The sequence below is a fragment of the Rhodococcus sp. NPDC049939 genome (assembly GCF_040656415.1).
GTDB lineage: Bacteria > Actinomycetota > Actinomycetes > Mycobacteriales > Mycobacteriaceae > Rhodococcus_F.
On the sequence record NZ_JBFAMC010000001.1, the window covers coordinates 1622188 to 1638066 of the forward strand.

The 15879-nt window shown below is 64.1% G+C and carries 16 protein-coding genes; 13 read left to right on the forward strand and 3 right to left on the reverse strand.

Annotated elements, in window-relative coordinates; all coding sequences use genetic code 11:
- Positions 1–89 precede the first annotated feature (89 nt).
- Together pdxS and AB0I57_RS07485 are read left to right on the forward strand one after the other, a co-directional pair.
- Positions 90–992 (forward strand): pyridoxal 5'-phosphate synthase lyase subunit PdxS, encoded by a 903-nt coding sequence (pdxS, locus tag AB0I57_RS07480; RefSeq protein WP_358331942.1) that lies wholly within the window; start codon positions 90–92, stop codon positions 990–992.
- An 80-nt stretch (positions 993–1072) separates the two neighbouring features.
- Positions 1073–1894, forward strand: coding sequence for an acyl-CoA thioesterase II (locus AB0I57_RS07485; RefSeq protein WP_358331945.1), 822 nt, complete (start codon positions 1073–1075; stop codon positions 1892–1894).
- 44 nt (positions 1895–1938) lie between these two features.
- Here AB0I57_RS07485 and AB0I57_RS07490 read toward each other — a convergent pair whose 3' ends face one another.
- On the reverse strand, positions 1939–2562 hold the full coding sequence (locus AB0I57_RS07490; protein WP_358331948.1) for a hypothetical protein: 624 nt from the start codon (positions 2560–2562) through the stop codon (positions 1939–1941).
- A gap of 57 nt (positions 2563–2619) precedes the next feature.
- On the opposite strand from AB0I57_RS07490, the gene AB0I57_RS07495 reads away from it, so the two are divergent.
- Complete coding sequence (locus tag AB0I57_RS07495; protein WP_358331951.1) at positions 2620–2844, forward strand: hypothetical protein; 225 nt, start codon at positions 2620–2622, stop codon at positions 2842–2844.
- Positions 2841–3449, forward strand: coding sequence for a pyridoxal 5'-phosphate synthase glutaminase subunit PdxT (gene pdxT / locus AB0I57_RS07500; RefSeq protein WP_358331954.1), 609 nt, complete (start codon positions 2841–2843; stop codon positions 3447–3449). The genes AB0I57_RS07495 and pdxT overlap by 4 nt, the downstream gene beginning before the upstream one ends.
- A gap of 8 nt (positions 3450–3457) precedes the next feature.
- On the opposite strand, the gene AB0I57_RS07505 is transcribed toward pdxT, so the two are convergent.
- Positions 3458–4381, reverse strand: coding sequence for a hypothetical protein (locus AB0I57_RS07505; RefSeq protein ID WP_358331957.1), 924 nt, complete (start codon positions 4379–4381; stop codon positions 3458–3460).
- Positions 4378–4734, reverse strand: coding sequence for a GntR family transcriptional regulator (locus tag AB0I57_RS07510; protein ID WP_358331960.1), 357 nt, complete (start codon positions 4732–4734; stop codon positions 4378–4380). The genes AB0I57_RS07505 and AB0I57_RS07510 overlap by 4 nt, the downstream gene beginning before the upstream one ends.
- Before the next feature lie 143 nt (positions 4735–4877).
- On the opposite strand from AB0I57_RS07510, the gene AB0I57_RS07515 reads away from it, so the two are divergent.
- The 9 genes from AB0I57_RS07515 to AB0I57_RS07555 all read left to right on the forward strand — a co-directional run bounded on the left by AB0I57_RS07515 (position 4878) and on the right by AB0I57_RS07555 (position 15866).
- Entirely contained in the window at positions 4878–5630 is a 753-nt protein-coding gene (locus tag AB0I57_RS07515; protein WP_358331962.1) for a YebC/PmpR family DNA-binding transcriptional regulator, read from the forward strand.
- Positions 5631–5753: 123 nt separating this feature from the next.
- Positions 5754–6323 carry a crossover junction endodeoxyribonuclease RuvC gene (gene ruvC / locus AB0I57_RS07520; protein WP_358331965.1) on the forward strand — a complete coding sequence of 190 codons (570 nt, stop codon included), beginning with the start codon at positions 5754–5756 and terminating at the stop codon, positions 6321–6323.
- The gene (ruvA, locus tag AB0I57_RS07525) at positions 6320–6922 is read left to right on the forward strand and encodes a Holliday junction branch migration protein RuvA (protein WP_358331968.1); all 603 of its coding nucleotides are present in this window, start codon (positions 6320–6322) and stop codon (positions 6920–6922) included. Before ruvC ends, ruvA begins: the two co-directional genes overlap by 4 nt.
- Positions 6919–8025 (forward strand): Holliday junction branch migration DNA helicase RuvB, encoded by a 1107-nt coding sequence (ruvB, locus tag AB0I57_RS07530; protein ID WP_358331971.1) that lies wholly within the window; start codon positions 6919–6921, stop codon positions 8023–8025. The genes ruvA and ruvB overlap by 4 nt, the downstream gene beginning before the upstream one ends.
- Before the next feature lie 134 nt (positions 8026–8159).
- A complete protein-coding gene (yajC, locus tag AB0I57_RS07535) occupies positions 8160–8513 on the forward strand; it encodes a preprotein translocase subunit YajC (protein ID WP_358331974.1) in 354 nt (117 codons plus the stop codon).
- A gap of 135 nt (positions 8514–8648) precedes the next feature.
- The gene (gene secD / locus AB0I57_RS07540) at positions 8649–10343 is read left to right on the forward strand and encodes a protein translocase subunit SecD (protein ID WP_358331977.1); all 1695 of its coding nucleotides are present in this window, start codon (positions 8649–8651) and stop codon (positions 10341–10343) included.
- Complete coding sequence (gene secF, locus AB0I57_RS07545) at positions 10340–11578, forward strand: protein translocase subunit SecF (protein WP_358331981.1); 1239 nt, start codon at positions 10340–10342, stop codon at positions 11576–11578. Before secD ends, secF begins: the two co-directional genes overlap by 4 nt.
- A gap of 2 nt (positions 11579–11580) precedes the next feature.
- Complete coding sequence (locus AB0I57_RS07550) at positions 11581–13323, forward strand: ABC transporter substrate-binding protein (protein WP_358331984.1); 1743 nt, start codon at positions 11581–11583, stop codon at positions 13321–13323.
- A gap of 167 nt (positions 13324–13490) precedes the next feature.
- Complete coding sequence (locus tag AB0I57_RS07555; protein ID WP_358331987.1) at positions 13491–15866, forward strand: RelA/SpoT family protein; 2376 nt, start codon at positions 13491–13493, stop codon at positions 15864–15866.
- Positions 15867–15879: the final 13 nt, after the last annotated feature.

Here is a 15879-nt window from a genome sequence, read left to right on the forward strand (position 1 = left end):
CGTGGTCCTAGAATCAGGTACTGCAGCGTGAGTATTGCCTGCACGCATGCCGTCATGAAGCCAATCAATGCCCCAACCAGGAGATCGTTGTGAGCACCCCCGACACCACCCCCACCACCGGTACTGCGCGCGTCAAGCGCGGCATGGCCGAGATGCTGAAGGGTGGGGTCATCATGGACGTCGTCACTCCTGAGCAGGCGAGAATCGCCGAGGATGCAGGTGCCGTGGCGGTCATGGCGCTCGAGAGGGTGCCCGCCGATATCCGGGCCCAAGGTGGCGTCTCCCGGATGAGCGACCCGGACATGATCGACGGCATCATCTCCGCCGTGTCCATCCCGGTGATGGCCAAGGCACGCATCGGCCACTTCGTCGAGGCCCAGATCCTTCAGTCCCTCGGTGTCGACTACATCGACGAATCCGAGGTTCTCACCCCCGCCGACTACACCAACCACATCGACAAATGGGAGTTCACGGTCCCCTTCGTCTGTGGTGCAACCAACCTCGGAGAGGCACTTCGCCGGATCACCGAGGGTGCGGCGATGATCCGCTCCAAGGGTGAGGCGGGCACAGGTGACGTGTCCAACGCCACAACCCACATGCGCACGATCGGCGGCGAGATCCGGCGTCTCACCTCACTGAGCGCGGACGAACTCTACGTGGCGGCCAAGGAACTGCAGGCCCCCTACGATTTGGTCGTCGAGGTCGCAAGGGCAGGCAAGTTGCCGGTCACCATGTTCACAGCAGGTGGAATCGCGACCCCGGCCGACGCCGCGATGATGATGCAGCTCGGCGCCGAGGGCGTATTCGTCGGCTCCGGTATCTTCAAGTCCGGCAACCCCGCCGAGCGGGCTGCCGCGATCGTGAAGGCCACCACATTCTTCGACGATGCGGATGTGCTCGCGAAGGTCTCCCGGGGGCTCGGTGAGGCCATGGTCGGCATCAATGTCGACGACATCCCCGTTCCGCACCGCCTTGCCGAGCGCGGTTGGTAACCCACGCGATCAACGCGTGATTCGAAGGCTCTCATCGCTTGTGGGAGCTTTACTGAAGTGAGCTCGGGAAGGGGCCGTGGATGGCGACGATCGAAGAGATTCTCGAGGTGGAAGGCCTCGAGGAGAACATCTTTCGAGGAATTGCAACCGAGACCACGCTTCCCCGGACGTTCGGTGGCCAGGTAGCAGGCCAAGCGCTGGTCTCTGCCGTTCGTACGGTCGACCCCCGGTTCTCGGTGCATTCGCTCCACGGGTACTTCCTGCGGCCCGGCAACCCCACGATGCCGATCGTGTATCTCGTCGACAGGATCCGGGACGGTCGGTCGTTTGTAACCCGGCGGGTAAGCGCCGTGCAGGACGGGCAGGCGATCTTCACCATGGCGGCGTCGTTTCAGGTCGTGGACGAGGGCATCGAGCACCAGGACGAGATGCCCGTGGTACCGCCGCCGGACATGTTGCCCTTCGCCCGCGACTCCGATGATCCGGAGACTGCATGGCTGGCTCGGGAGTGGTCGGATTGGGATATTCGGATGGTCGGGGACGGTGAGCTGGCGCGTCGTTCCGGCGCGGCCGCGCAGCAGCAGGTATGGTTCCGCTCTCGCAGGAAGCTACCCGACGACCCCGTCTTCCACGTTTGTGCGCTGACCTACATGAGCGACATGACGCTTCTCGGTGCGTCCAAGGTGCCACACCCCGATGTTCAGACACAGTCCGCGTCGCTTGATCACGCATTGTGGTTCCTGCGCCCGTTTCGGGCCGATGAGTGGTTGCTCTACGACCAGACATCGCCGTCCGCGGGGTTCGGACGCGCGCTGGCTCAGGGGCGGATCTTCGATCGGGCGGGAAACCTCGTCGCGGCCGTCGTTCAGGAGGGATTGACGCGGTTTCTCCGCTCCGATTGACCCGTCACCGACTGACCCGGTCAGCGCCGAGCCGACTGACCCAGTCAGGGCAAATCGCGCACCGCGGGTTTCGCCGGATGGTCGTAGCGCACGAGAAGGTTTGGCGTTTCGGTGATCTCGGCGTTGTGGCACAACAGTGCAGCGATTGTCCACTGGCGACTGGGTGGGGTGTGTCGCCGTAGGGCACCCTCGCTGAGGTGGAGTTGTACCGTGACGTCGAAGCCGAAGTCTCTGCCGAGCAGCATCGGTCCGGTGACCAATATCACTTGTTCGCCGGCAGCGAGTTCCTGAGGGCAACGGGCTGACCTGTCCTCGTCCTCGTCCCATAGACGCGGCAACCACCTCCGATCTACGCGGATCGACTGCACTACCTCACGGCGGAGAGCCTCATAGTCGAACCATAGAGTGCGGTAGCTGAGTTCGTTGTCACGTCCGTACTCGAACCGAAGTGATGCGGGCCGGACGAAATCATGAAGTGACACGACAGCACAGGGACGGCCCCGCTCCCGCAGGAACGATTGCACCGCACCGGCAAAGGAGATCGGATGTGCGGCTTCTGGTGCGTCGATCGCGGCGACGACGACACCGTCCACGGCAAGACAGCGCTCCGCGACGAGTGCGACGAGAGCTTGCGGACTCGTCGGCGTGTACTTCGTCATGGCACCCATGGTGCCTCGAGGCAGATGGCGGCAGATAACCTTGACTTGGCACGAAGAGGAGGGCCGATGGCGAGAATCGGGGACATCCTCGAACTCGAGAAACTGAAGAAGAACGTGTTCTGTGGAACTGCTCATCTCGATCAGGAGTGGAAGGATTGGTTTATGCCTATCGTTCCAACCGATTCCACCGACAGGAATTCCCGCAGTGGCGCCGCTGTTGTTCAGGAGGGGTTGACCCGCGTCCGGCGTCATCAGAGTAGGCACGGCATCGAGATAGGAAACATGGCATGATCCGACCCCTTGTCGGAGTACTCGCCCTCCAGGGTGATGTACGTGAACACATGGCCGCACTGAATGATTCGGGTGCGGATGCCATCGGTGTGCGTCGTCCGGAGGAGCTCGGGAAGGTAGACGGCCTGGTCATTCCCGGAGGGGAGTCGACGACGATGAGCAAGCTGCTGCAGGTGTTCGAACTCCTCGAACCCTTGAAAGAAAGCTTGCGCGAGGGACTTCCGGCCTATGGGTCGTGTGCCGGAATGATCCTGCTTGCGAGTGAGATCCTCGACACTCGGCCCGATGCGAAGCACCTCGATGCGATCGATATGACGGTGCGCCGCAACGCCTTCGGTCGTCAGGTCGATTCCTTCGAATCAGACCTGGACTTCGACGGCATCGTCGGCGATGCGGTGCGGGCCGTCTTCATCCGTGCACCCTGGGTCGAACGGGTCGGTGACGACGTCGAGGTCCTCGCCCGCGTGCCGGAGTCGGCCGGAGCCGCGGCCGGGCACATCGTGGCTGTGCGGCAGGGGTCGGTAGTCGCCACTTCCTTCCACCCCGAGGTGACCGGCGACCGCCGAGTGCACGAACTGTTCGTCGACATCGTTCGCCGCGGATAGGCTCGGTTTCAGCGCTGCGGGGCCGTGATGAGCGAGTTCAGCAGCGCGGCCCCGATGGCGGGAGAGTCGACGGTGACTGCGAACTGTCGGCCGTCCTGCCGGGTGAGGACGAGGCCGTCCCCGCCGTGGACGATGACCGCGGTCCCGCGCGGGCTCACTCGGTACCCGAATCCGCCCCACTCGGCGGGCCGGATTCGCGCAACCTGTGCTTCGCTGATCGCATCGAGCGGAATCCGCCGCCACTGCACGCCCCAGGACGACAGGGTGAGTCCGGTCCGGTCTACCTGGACCCCGATGGAGGCGAACACGCCACTCGCCAGGGCGACGAGGACGAACAGCAGCACCAGCCAGGGCGCCCCCAGCAGTCCCGCGACGACTGCGGCAACGACCATGATCAGCCCGAGAACCGCCGCCCACGGACCCCTGGCGTATCCGGTCCACACAGCGCGTTCGTCCTCGGACAGTGGGACGGACAGGGTCGGGGCCGGGCCGTACCGGCGCACGTTCGTGGACTTCGGCGCAATTGCGTAGACGGCCACGGCCCACGGGATGCCGAGCAGAGGGATGACGATGGCCCACCCCAGCGATGCGGCCTCGGGCGCACCCGCTTGCCGGGTCGCAGTGACACCGGCGATCCACGTCGCCGCGGTTATCCAGGAGATCAGCGCGGTTGTCGGAAGCCACAGTGCGGCGTCTCCCCGGCCGCGGACCGCGGAGACGACCGCAACCACGGTGACGATCGCACACACCGCAATGACAACCGCGAAGAAGGTGCCTGTGTCGCTGAACCCGTCGGGTCCATCGGCGGACCAATGTCTCGCGACGGTCTCAGGCAGGTCTGGGCCCCAGGCCAACCGGGCCACTAGCACCACGAGTAAGGGAAGTGCGGTCGCAGCGACGGCTGCCGACAGGCGGTATCGGGTGGTGGTCATTTCTCGGCAATCTCCTTCAGTACGTCGATCATCTGGGGGGTGTCCAATCCGAGGCGTCGAGCCTCGGTTACGAAGACCTTCGCGGCCTCGGTCAGACCGGTTCTGGCGGGTGTCGAGTCGGCGCGGACGACAGCTCCTCGCCCGCGGCGGAGGTCGATCAGCCCCTCATCGCGCAGTGCGGCGTAGGCGCGCAGGACGGTGTGCAGGTTGACATCGATCGATTCCGCGAGCGCCCGAGCAGAGGGCAGTCGATCGCCTGCGTGGATCTCGCCGCGCAGAAATGCACCACGTACGTTCGCTGCGATTTGATCACCCAGTGGAGTGCTCGATCCGTGGTCTACGCGCATCAACATGTTCGCATTGTATGCAAACAACGCGATTAAGAGCAAGCAATGACACCGGAACGGGCAGCGCACCGAACAAGGCGGGTAACATCGGCGAAGCTGAAACCGCGCATTCGGCGTGCAAATGGCAGTACGAAAGGGGCTTGAATCGCATGAGCGGCCACTCCAAATGGGCCACCACCAAGCACAAGAAGGCCGTGATCGACGCCAAGCGTGGCAAGGCCTTCGCGAAGCTGATCAAGAACATCGAGGTGGCGGCCCGTACCGGTGGTGGCGACCCCGCGGGCAACCCCACCCTGTACGACGCCATCCAGAAGGCGAAGAAAACGTCGGTCCCGAACGACAACATCGAACGCGCGCGCAAGCGCGGTGCCGGTGAAGAAGCAGGCGGTGCCGACTGGCAGACCATCATGTACGAGGGCTACGGCCCGAATGGTGTCGCCGTTCTGATCGAGTGCCTGACCGACAACCGCAACCGTGCGGCCGGCGAGGTTCGTACCGCGATGACACGCAACGGGGGAAGTATGGCCGACCCCGGGTCCGTGTCCTACCTGTTCACCCGCAAGGGTGTCGTCACTCTCGAAAAGGGTGACCAATCTGAAGACGACGTCTTGATGGCTGTCCTCGATGCGGGAGCGGAGGAGGTTACCGATCTCGGCGAGACGCTGGAGGTAGTGAGCGAACCCACCGATCTCGTCGCGGTGCGTACTGCTCTACAGGAAGCGGGAATCGAATACGACTCCGCCGAGGCCGATTTCCGTGCCTCCGTCGAGGTTCCGGTCGATGTCGATGGTGCCCGTAAGGTCTTCAAGCTCGTCGATGCGCTCGAGGACTCCGACGACGTCCAGAACGTCTATACCAATGTCGATCTCTCCGACGAGGTGCTTGCGCAGCTCGAGGGCTGATCGTGGACCCGTAGGGCTGGGGCCGGGCTCGACCGCCCAGCGACTGCGTGTTGGTGCAACGACTCGTCCGACCCCACGGCTAGGCTATCGAACAGCTGTTCGGCATCGGAGAGGTGGCTTTGCGTGCGTGTGCTGGGTGTCGATCCTGGTCTGACCCGGTGTGGCTTCGGCGTGGTCGACGGCGGAAGTGGCCGCACCGTCGCTCCTGTGGCAGTCGACGTGATCCGCACCCCTGCGGCTCTCGACTTGTCGTCCCGGCTGCTGAGGATCTCCGAGGCAGCCGAAGAATGGATCGAGTTGTACAGACCCGAGGTGGTGGCAATCGAGCGGGTCTTTTCCCAGCACAACGTGCGTACCGCGATGGGTACGGCCCAGGCGGGTGGTGTCGTGGCGCTCGCCGCCGCGCGCCGTAGCATCCCTGTGTGCTTCCATACTCCAAGTGAAGTGAAAGCAGCGGTCACGGGCAGTGGTTCGGCCGAGAAGGCTCAGGTGACGGCCATGGTGACTCGCATTCTCGACTTGTCGACCGTACCCAGGCCCGCTGACGCAGCGGACGCACTGGCGTTGGCGATCTGCCACTGCTGGCGGGCACCCATGATCGAGCGCATGGCCCGCGCCGAGGCCGCGGCCGCCGAGCAGAAGCGCCGCTACCAGGCCCGGCTGGCCGAACTGAAAAAGGCAGGTCCATCATGATCGCGTCCGTCCGTGGTGAGGTGCTCGAGATCGCCCTCGACCATGTGGTGATCGAATCCGGGGGAGTCGGGTACCGCGTCAATGCGACGCCGGCGACCCTCGGCGGTCTACATCGCGGAACAGAGGCTCGGCTGGTCACAGCGATGATCGTGCGCGAGGACTCGATGACGCTGTACGGGTTCCCCGATTCCGAGTCCAAGGATTTGTTCGGGCTCCTGCAGACCGTATCGGGAGTGGGTCCTCGACTGGCCATGGCGACCCTCGCTGTACTCGAGCCCGAAGCCTTGCGCGCGGCGCTCGCCGACGGCAATGTCGGGGCGCTTACGCGGGTACCGGGTATCGGCAAACGAGGCGCCGAGCGGATGGTTGTCGAACTGCGTGACAAGGTCGACTCGGTGTCGTCGAGTGCCGGGGCGGTAGTTTCAGGGGGGAATGGCAGAAGTTCGATTCGCGACCAAATCGTCGAGGCGCTGATCGGACTAGGCTTCCCGGCCAAACAATCCGAGCAGGCAACGGATTCAGTTCTTGCAGACACACCGGGGGCGACCACTTCGTCAGCGCTGCGGTCAGCACTCTCACTCCTCGGGAAGACACGATGAATCTCGAACCGAGGGAAGGCGCGGAAGACTACGACGCAGGATCACCGGTCTCTGCTGAACTCGTCACCGGCGACGGCGACATCGAGGCAAGTCTTCGGCCGAAGAATCTTCGGGACTTCATCGGGCAGGCGCGCGTGCGGGAGCAGCTGCAACTGGTACTCACCGGCGCGAAGAACCGTGGTGGCACACCCGATCACATCCTGCTGTCCGGGCCGCCGGGACTGGGCAAGACCAGCATGGCGATGATCATCGCCGCCGAGTTGGACTCCTCGCTCCGGCTCACGTCCGGGCCTGCGCTCGAGCGAGCAGGCGACCTGGCTGCGATGCTCAGTAACCTCGTCGAGGGTGACGTACTGTTCATCGACGAGATCCATCGGATCGCCCGTCCCGCCGAGGAGATGCTGTACCTCGCGATGGAGGACTTCCGTGTCGACGTCGTGGTCGGCAAGGGTCCCGGTGCCACCTCGATCCCGCTGGAAGTCGCGCCGTTCACGCTGGTCGGTGCGACCACCCGATCAGGCGCGCTGACCGGGCCGCTTCGCGATCGATTCGGCTTCACCGGACACATGGACTTCTACGAACCCGCAGAGCTTCAGCGGATCCTCATGCGCTCGGCGGGCATTCTCGGAGTTCGGTTGGGGGAAGAAGCGAGTGCCGAGATCGCCGGCCGGTCCCGGGGCACGCCCCGAATCGCGAATCGCCTGCTCCGTCGGGTCAGGGACTACGCGGAGGTCAGGGCGGACGGCGTCGTCACCCGTGAGATCGCTCGTTCGGCACTTGCGGTGTACGATGTCGACCAGCTGGGACTGGACCGGCTCGATCGGTCTGTTCTCAGTGCTTTGGTGCGAAGTTTCGGTGGTGGACCAGTTGGTGTGTCCACTCTCGCCGTAGCAGTCGGTGAAGAGCCGTCCACTGTCGAAGAGGTCTGCGAGCCCTTCCTGGTGAGAGCCGGGATGATCGCTCGAACGCCGCGCGGACGTGTCGCCACCGCGGCGGCATGGATCCAGTTGGGGCTAACGCCTCCGCCGGATGCGGTAGCGGGGGGAATCGACGTCCGGGTCAACGAACCCCAGTCCTCGTTGTTCGATCAGGAGGGCGCTTGATCGGGTGGGCGAAATGCCCGCATCAGCCGGCTCGAACCGATGGTTGGGCCGGTAATGGCACACTGGTGTCCTGCATCGGCCCACCCGGGGTCGATGCTAACGACCATTCGACATACCTCGAGGTTGACTGACTGATGGATTTTCTCTTCCCGCTCCTGATCCTGGCGCTGCTCGTCCCGATGTTCCTGGGGATCCGCCGTCAGAAGAAGGAGGCGGCAAAGACGGCCGCTCTCCAGGATTCACTCTCTGTGGGCGATCGCGTCTTCACCACAGCAGGCCTGCACGCAACTGTCGTCGGCCTGAACGACGAATCGATCGAACTCGAGATCGCTCCCGGTGTGGTTACCACCTGGTCGAGGCTGGTCGTCCGCGAGCGGATCGAGGACACTCCGATGCCGGATGCCGGACCCATCGAGCACGAGTCGATCGAGGCCGATACCAGCGGTGAGGACCGTGGGAACGGCGAGGGCAAAACGCCGCGTTTGTGAACCGACCAACCGACGCCTGTTGCATCGCGTCGAGGGCGTACCGGGCCGGCAGCCGGGGTTCGGGCCCGAGTTCGCCGACTTGGCGTACCTGAACGTTCCCACTCGAACTGTACGTACTGAGGAGACATAGAGATCGTGGCACCTTCCACAGGATCGGTGCATCCCGTCCGCTCCCTCACCGTTTTCGCGGTGCTCGTGGCGGTTCTGTATGCCCTGGTGTTCTTCACCGGTGACAAATCCACTACACCCAAGCTGGGCATCGACCTGCAAGGTGGGACCCGAGTCACCCTCACCGCGCGCACTCCGGACGGCAGTAGCCCGACACCGGAGAGCCTGCGGCAAGCACAAGAGATCATCGAGAGCCGTGTAAACGGTCTCGGAGTCTCCGGCTCGGAGGTGGTGATCGACGGCGACAATCTCGTCATCACCGTCCCCGGCGACGATGGCGCCCAGGCTCGCTCATTGGGCCAGACTGCGCGGCTTTACGTCCGCCCGGTCCAGACGTCCCAGCTGGCGGCCGCCCCTGGAACGGCGGCACCGGCCGGGGAGACGCCGGCTGGAACAGAGACGCCGGCGGGCGACGGAGCCCCGCCGGGAACCGAGGCACCGGCACCACAGAACCGGCCGTTCCCGGCGCAGGAGCCGTCGCCAACGCCGGCACCGGCCCCGACGGAGGAACAGACGCCTACCGGGACCGACGGAGCCACCACCGCTGAAGCTGCGGCCGAGATCGCTGCTGCCCGGGCCACGCGCCAGAGCACCGACCCGGCCGTCCAGCAGCAGGCGATGGCCACGCTCGACTGCTCGGTGCCAGATCCGCTCCGCGGCAACGACGACCCGACACTGCCGCTGGTCGCGTGTTCCACCGATGGTCAGGTGGTGTATCTGCTCGACCCGGCGATCATCGACGGTCAGGAGATCGACGACGCCACGGCCGGGTACAACCCCCAGCAGTCGCGCTACGAGGTGAGCCTGACGTTCAAGTCCGGGGCCAGCAATACCTGGGCTTCGTTCACAGCACAGAACATCGGGAGGCAGGCAGCCTTCACGCTCGACTCGAAGGTGGTCAGCGCACCTGTCATCCAGGGCGCCACCCCGGCAGGCAGTGCGACGTCGATCACCGGTCAGTTCACCCCCGACGAGGCGAACGAACTCGCGAACACACTCAAGTACGGTTCGCTGCCGCTGTCGTTCGCGTCCTCGGAGGCCGAGACCGTGTCGGCGACGTTGGGTCTCGCTTCGCTGGAGGCCGGTCTCGTCGCGGGCATCGTCGGCCTGGTCCTCGTCCTCCTCTACTGCTTGCTCTACTACCGGATGCTCGGCATACTCACCGCGCTCTCCCTGGTGCTCTCGGGTGTCATGGTGTACGCGATCCTGGTGCTGCTCGGGCGGTACATCAACTTCACCCTCGACCTCGCGGGCATCGCCGGTCTCATCATCGGTATCGGTATGACGGCCGACTCGTTCGTGGTGTTCTTCGAGAGAATCAAGGACGAGATGCGGGAGGGGCGCAGTTTCCGGTCCGCGGTTCCTCGGGGCTGGGCACGGGCACGTCGTACCATCCTCTCGGGTAACGCGGTCAGCTTCATCGCCGCCGCGGTGTTGTACACCCTCGCGATCGGCCAGGTGCGCGGCTTCGCGTTCACTCTCGGCCTGACCACCATCCTCGACGTCGTCGTCGTCTTCCTGGTGACATCCCCGCTGGTCTACCTCGCCTCCAAGTCGCCGTTCTGGTCCAAGCCGGCGGTCAACGGGTTGGGTGCGGTCCAGCAGATCGCCAAGGAACGTAAGGCTGCCGCATTGGCGGCGGCGAAGGAGTCACGAGTATGAGCGAATCGACCACGTCGTCCCCGTCTGCGGACCAGACGGTCCCCGACCCTTTGCTGTCCGATTCGGGTGTCGACCAGAGATCGATGCCACATCACAGTCTGCTGTCGCGGCTCTACACCGGAACAGGCGGATTCGAAGTTGTGGGTCGTCGCCGCTTCTTCTACATCCTGACCGGCTCGATCGTGCTGATCTCGCTCCTGAGCATCCTCATCCGGGGGTTCACCCTCGGAATCGACTTCGAGGGAGGGTCGCGAATCCAGTTCCCCGTCGGGGACGCAGGCGTGAATACCTCGCAAGTCGAGAGGGTGTATTCCGACGCGCTGGGGATGGAACCGGTATCGGTACAGACGGTGGGCTCGGGTTCGGGCGAAACCGTGCTGATCCGTTCCGAGTCGCTCGACATGTCTCAGGTCGCGACGCTGCAGGACGCGTTGTTCAATCAGTTCCAGCCCACGACCAGTGACGGCACGGTCAGCAGGAACGCGATCAGCGTCGCGGAGGTCAGCGAGACGTGGGGCGGCCAGATCACCGAGAAGGCGTTGATCGCGCTGGTTGTGTTCCTCCTGATCGTCAGCGTGTACATCGCCGTGAGATTCGAACGGGATATGGCGATCGCCGCGATCGCTGCGCTGTTCTTCGACATCACTGTCACCGCCGGCGTGTATTCGCTGGTCGGCTTCGAGGTGACACCGGCAACCGTCATCGGTCTGCTCACAATTCTCGGATTCTCGTTGTACGACTCCGTGGTGGTGTTCGACAAGGTGGAAGAGAACACGCGGGGAGTCCTGCACCTGCACCGACGCACCTACGCTGAGCAGGCGAACCTGGGTGTCAACCAGACTCTGATGCGGTCGATCAACACGACCGTGATCGGCGTGCTCCCAGTGATCTCGCTGATGGTGGTCGCGGTCTGGATGCTCGGAGTCGGAACTCTCAAGGACCTTGCGTTGGTGCAGCTCGTCGGGATCATGGTCGGCTCGTACTCGTCGATCTTCTTTGCGACGCCGCTGCTCGTGACCCTCAAGGAGCGGTGGGGACCTGTGGCCGCCCACACGCGCAAAGTGCTCGCCAAACGCGCGGCGCAAGCGGAGGAGGGACTAGTGCGAGCTGAGGCCACGGCGGCCGCGGGCGTGTCGTCCTCTCCGAACGGGGGTGTTCCGCGTCGGCGGACTGCGGCAACCGCGCCCTCACCGGGGTCACGTCCCACCGGAAAGCAAAACAAGAAGAGGCGCTGACATTGCCCGTATCGCACAGCACCCGGCACGGTGTGTCCGCACGATTCGGCAAGACTGGCGTCGTTGTTGTTGCGACGGCGCTCTTTGCCGGGGCGGTAGCTGGGTGTTCGGAGGAGGGTGAGCAGATTCCGACGATCGGGTACGCGATCGACAACACCGTCACCACGTACAACGCCAACAGCGTCGCCGGTTCCGTCTCGGGTGCACGCCAGGCATTTGCGAGGGTGCTGCCGGGCTTCACCTACACGGGACCGGAGGGTGGGCCTGTCGCCGATACCGACATCGGAACTGCCCACCTGACGCCCGGTGAGTCCCTGACGGTTCGGTACGAGCTGAACCCGAATTCCGTTTACTCCGACGGCGTCCCGATGTCGTGCGACGATCTCGTGCTCGCGTGGGCGGCGAACAGCGGCAACTTCACGCGGACGAACGACGAGGGCGCAACCGTCCCGATGTTCGATGCGGCGAGTACAGCCGGCTACTCCGACATCGATCGGATCGACTGCCGGACCGGGGCGAAGGACGCGATCGTCACCTTCAAACCTGATCGGAACGTCACCGATTGGAAGTCACTGTTCGGCGCGACGGAGATGATGCCTGCTCACGTAGCCGGCGATGCCGCCGGCGTACCCGATATCGTTGCTGCAGTGCAGAATGCGGACAACGAGGCCATGAGCCGCGTCGCAGACTTCTGGAACTCTGCATGGACGATGTCACCTGGGGACCTCGACCTCGCCCTGTTCCCGGCATCCGGGCCCTACAAGATCGAATCCTTCTCCGAAGCCGGCGGTCTCGTGCTCGTTGCCAACGATCGATGGTGGGGGAACCGCCCTGCTACGTCCCGGATAGTCGTGTGGCCCAAGTCTTCCGATGTGAGCTCGAAGGTCGCAAACGGCTCGGTCGAGGTCGTCGACATCGCAACGGGATCGGTGCCGGACGTCAACCTCGACGGCTTCGACGTGGCGGAGGTGCCTTCCTTCAGCGTCGAGCAGTTCATCCTGTCAACTTCCGGTGTGTTCGAGAATCCAGCCGCGCGACGGGCGTTCGCATTGTGTCTGCCGCGTGAGGAGATGGCGTTGAAGTTCGGCGTTTCCCCCGGCAGGGGAGGAACCGGCGGAGTGGCTGAGACACGCTTCATTCCTCCGGACAGTCTTGTCTACCAGTCGGCGGCGGGCACAGTGGGCGACCGGTACAAGGCGCCGGATGCGCAGGCATCGACGGCCGCGTTGGCCGAGATCGACAACCCGTCGGTGACAGTGCGTATCGGATATCTGGGGCCCGATGAGCGGCGTGCCGAGATCGTGGCGGCCACGGCAGAAGCTTGCGCCCCGGCGGGGATCACCGTCGAGGACGTCGGATCCCCCGAGTTCACACCGACCATGCTGCGTGACGGGCAGGCGGACGCGGTGCTCGCGGGTACCGCCTCCGCGTCCGGTGCGGCGGGTACCGCGGCAGTCACCACGGCGATGTACGCACTGCGCAGTGGTATCGGATCGAATTTCGGTGACTACACCAACGGCCGGATCGACGAGATCGTCGACCGACTTGCTGTCGACAGTTCGATCGCCGACCAGCTTGCTCTGTCGACTGAGGCAGAGAACATCCTGTGGTCCGAGATGCCCACGGTGCCGTTGTTTCACCAGCCGCGGACCATCGCCTTCGAAGCAGGCCTGCAATCGGGGTCGCCCAATCCGACACGCTCTGGCGCCGGCTGGAACATGGACAGGTGGATTTTTGTCAAGTGATCGATCAATTGACACGGAATTGACGCCGCTGCCCGACCCAACCAGTAGGCCGGGAAACTTCTGAGTACTAATGTTGTTGCTGGTGGCGTCTTGCGGTCGCCGGGCCGCTTGTCCGAGACGAACCAAGCCGGCGAGGCCTGAGTTGTTCACTGGTAGGAGGTGACGGCATGACTTCCAATGTTGATCGGTCGCGGAACTCGGAATCAACATCGTCCAAGCAGTCCGATGCCGAGTCACCTGTCGTAAGTCCGGCTCCCGGAGACAATCGCGGAGCACAAGGAGCCGCCGTTCCGGCTTCCGCTTCGCGACGGGTACGGGCGCGCCTGGCCAGGCGGATCACGGGGCAGCGGAACACGGCCATCCGTCCGGTTCTCGAACCTCTAGTCAGTCTGCACAAGGAGCTTTACCCCAAGGCCGACCTCGCGGTTCTGCAGCGCGCCTACGACGTAGCCGAGGAAAGGCACGCCGACCAGCGCCGCAAGTCGGGCGATCCGTACATTACGCACCCACTCGCGGTGGCCAGCATCCTCGCCGAACTCGGGATGGACACGACCACACTGGTCGCGGCTCTTCTGCACGACACCATCGAAGACACCGGGTACTCCCTCGAACAACTGACCGCCGAGTTCGGTGAGGAGGTGGCCCACCTCGTCGACGGGGTCACCAAGTTGGACAAGGTGGTACTCGGCAACGCCGCCGAGGGCGAGACGATCCGCAAGATGATCATCGCGATGGCCCGTGATCCTCGCGTCCTCGTGATCAAGGTGGCCGATCGGCTTCACAACATGCGAACCATGCGGTTCCTGCCGCCTGAGAAGCAGGCGCGAAAGGCTCGCGAGACACTCGAAGTGATCGCCCCCCTTGCGCATCGGCTGGGTATGGCAACGGTGAAGTGGGAACTCGAGGACCTGTCGTTCGCGATTCTGCACCCCAAGAAGTACGAGGAGATCGTGCGACTGGTCGCAGACCGGGCACCCTCGCGGGACACCTACCTCGCAAAGGTGCGCGCGGAAATCAATGCGACTCTGACGGCTTCGCGCATCGAAGCGGTCGTCGAGGGCAGGCCGAAGCATTACTGGTCCATCTACCAGAAGATGATTGTCAAGGGCCGTGACTTCGACGACATCCACGACCTCGTCGGCGTGCGGATCCTGTGTGACGAGGTCCGGGATTGCTACGCGGCGGTCGGCGTGGTCCATTCGCTGTGGCAGCCGATGGCGGGCAGGTTCAAGGATTACATCGCTCAGCCCCGCTACGGGGTCTACCAATCCCTGCACACCACTGTCGTCGGGCCTGAGGGCAAACCCCTCGAGGTTCAGATTCGCACCCACGACATGCACCGGACCGCGGAGTTCGGCATCGCCGCACACTGGCGATACAAGGAGACCAAGGGCAAACACTCCGGCGATGCCGCCGAAACCGACGATATGGCGTGGATGCGCCAGTTGCTGGACTGGCAGCGTGAGGCCGCCGACCCCGGGGAGTTCCTCGAATCTCTCCGCTACGATCTCGCGGTCAAGGAGATCTTCGTTTTCACACCGAAGGGCGACGTGATCACGCTGCCCACCGGGTCGACGCCCGTCGATTTCGCATATGCCGTGCACACCGAGGTGGGACACCGATGTATCGGTGCTCGGGTCAACGGCCGCCTCGTGGCGCTCGAGCGCAAGCTCGAGAACGGTGAGGTGGTCGAGGTCTTCACGTCCAAAGCGGTCAACGCGGGTCCCAGTCGTGACTGGCAGATGTTCGTCGTCTCGCCCAGAGCCAAGACGAAGATCCGGCAGTGGTTCGCCAAGGAACGACGAGAAGAAGCGCTCGAGACGGGCAAAGACGCGATCGTCAAGGAAGTGCGGCGCGTCGGTCTGCCATTGCAACGACTGATGAACGCCGAATCGATGTCGTCCATCGCGCACGAACTGCACTACGCCGATGTGTCCATGCTCTACACCGCCGTCGGCGAGAGTCACGTGTCGGCCCAGCACGTAGTACAGCGCCTGGTCGCACATCTCGGTGGTGTCGGAGACGTCGAGGAGGAACTGGCAGAGAGGTCCACCCCTTCCACCATCGCTATTCGCTCGCGGGGTACCGGTGATTCCGGTGTGCTCGTCCCCGGGGCCGAAGGCACGGTCGCGAAGTTGGCGAAGTGCTGTACGCCCGTCCCTGGCGACGAGATCATGGGCTTCGTGACCAGAGGCGGGGTAGTGAGTGTGCACCGCACGGATTGCACCAATGCCGGATCCCTGCGCGAGCAGTCCGAGCGCATCATCGACGTCGAATGGGCGCCTTCTACCGCGTCGGTGTTCCTGGTAGCGATCCAGATCGAAGCACTCGACCGGCACCGCCTGCTCTCGGACGTGACGAAGGCGCTCGCGGACGAGAAGGTCAACATCTTGTCGGCGTCGGTGACCACATCCGGTGACCGGGTGGCAATCAGCAAGTTCACATTCGAGATGGGTGATCCGAAACATCTCGGGCATGTCCTCAACGTGGTCCGCAACGTCGAGGGCGTCTACGACGTCTATCGAGTGACCTCCGCGGGCTGACGGCTAGAGGTCG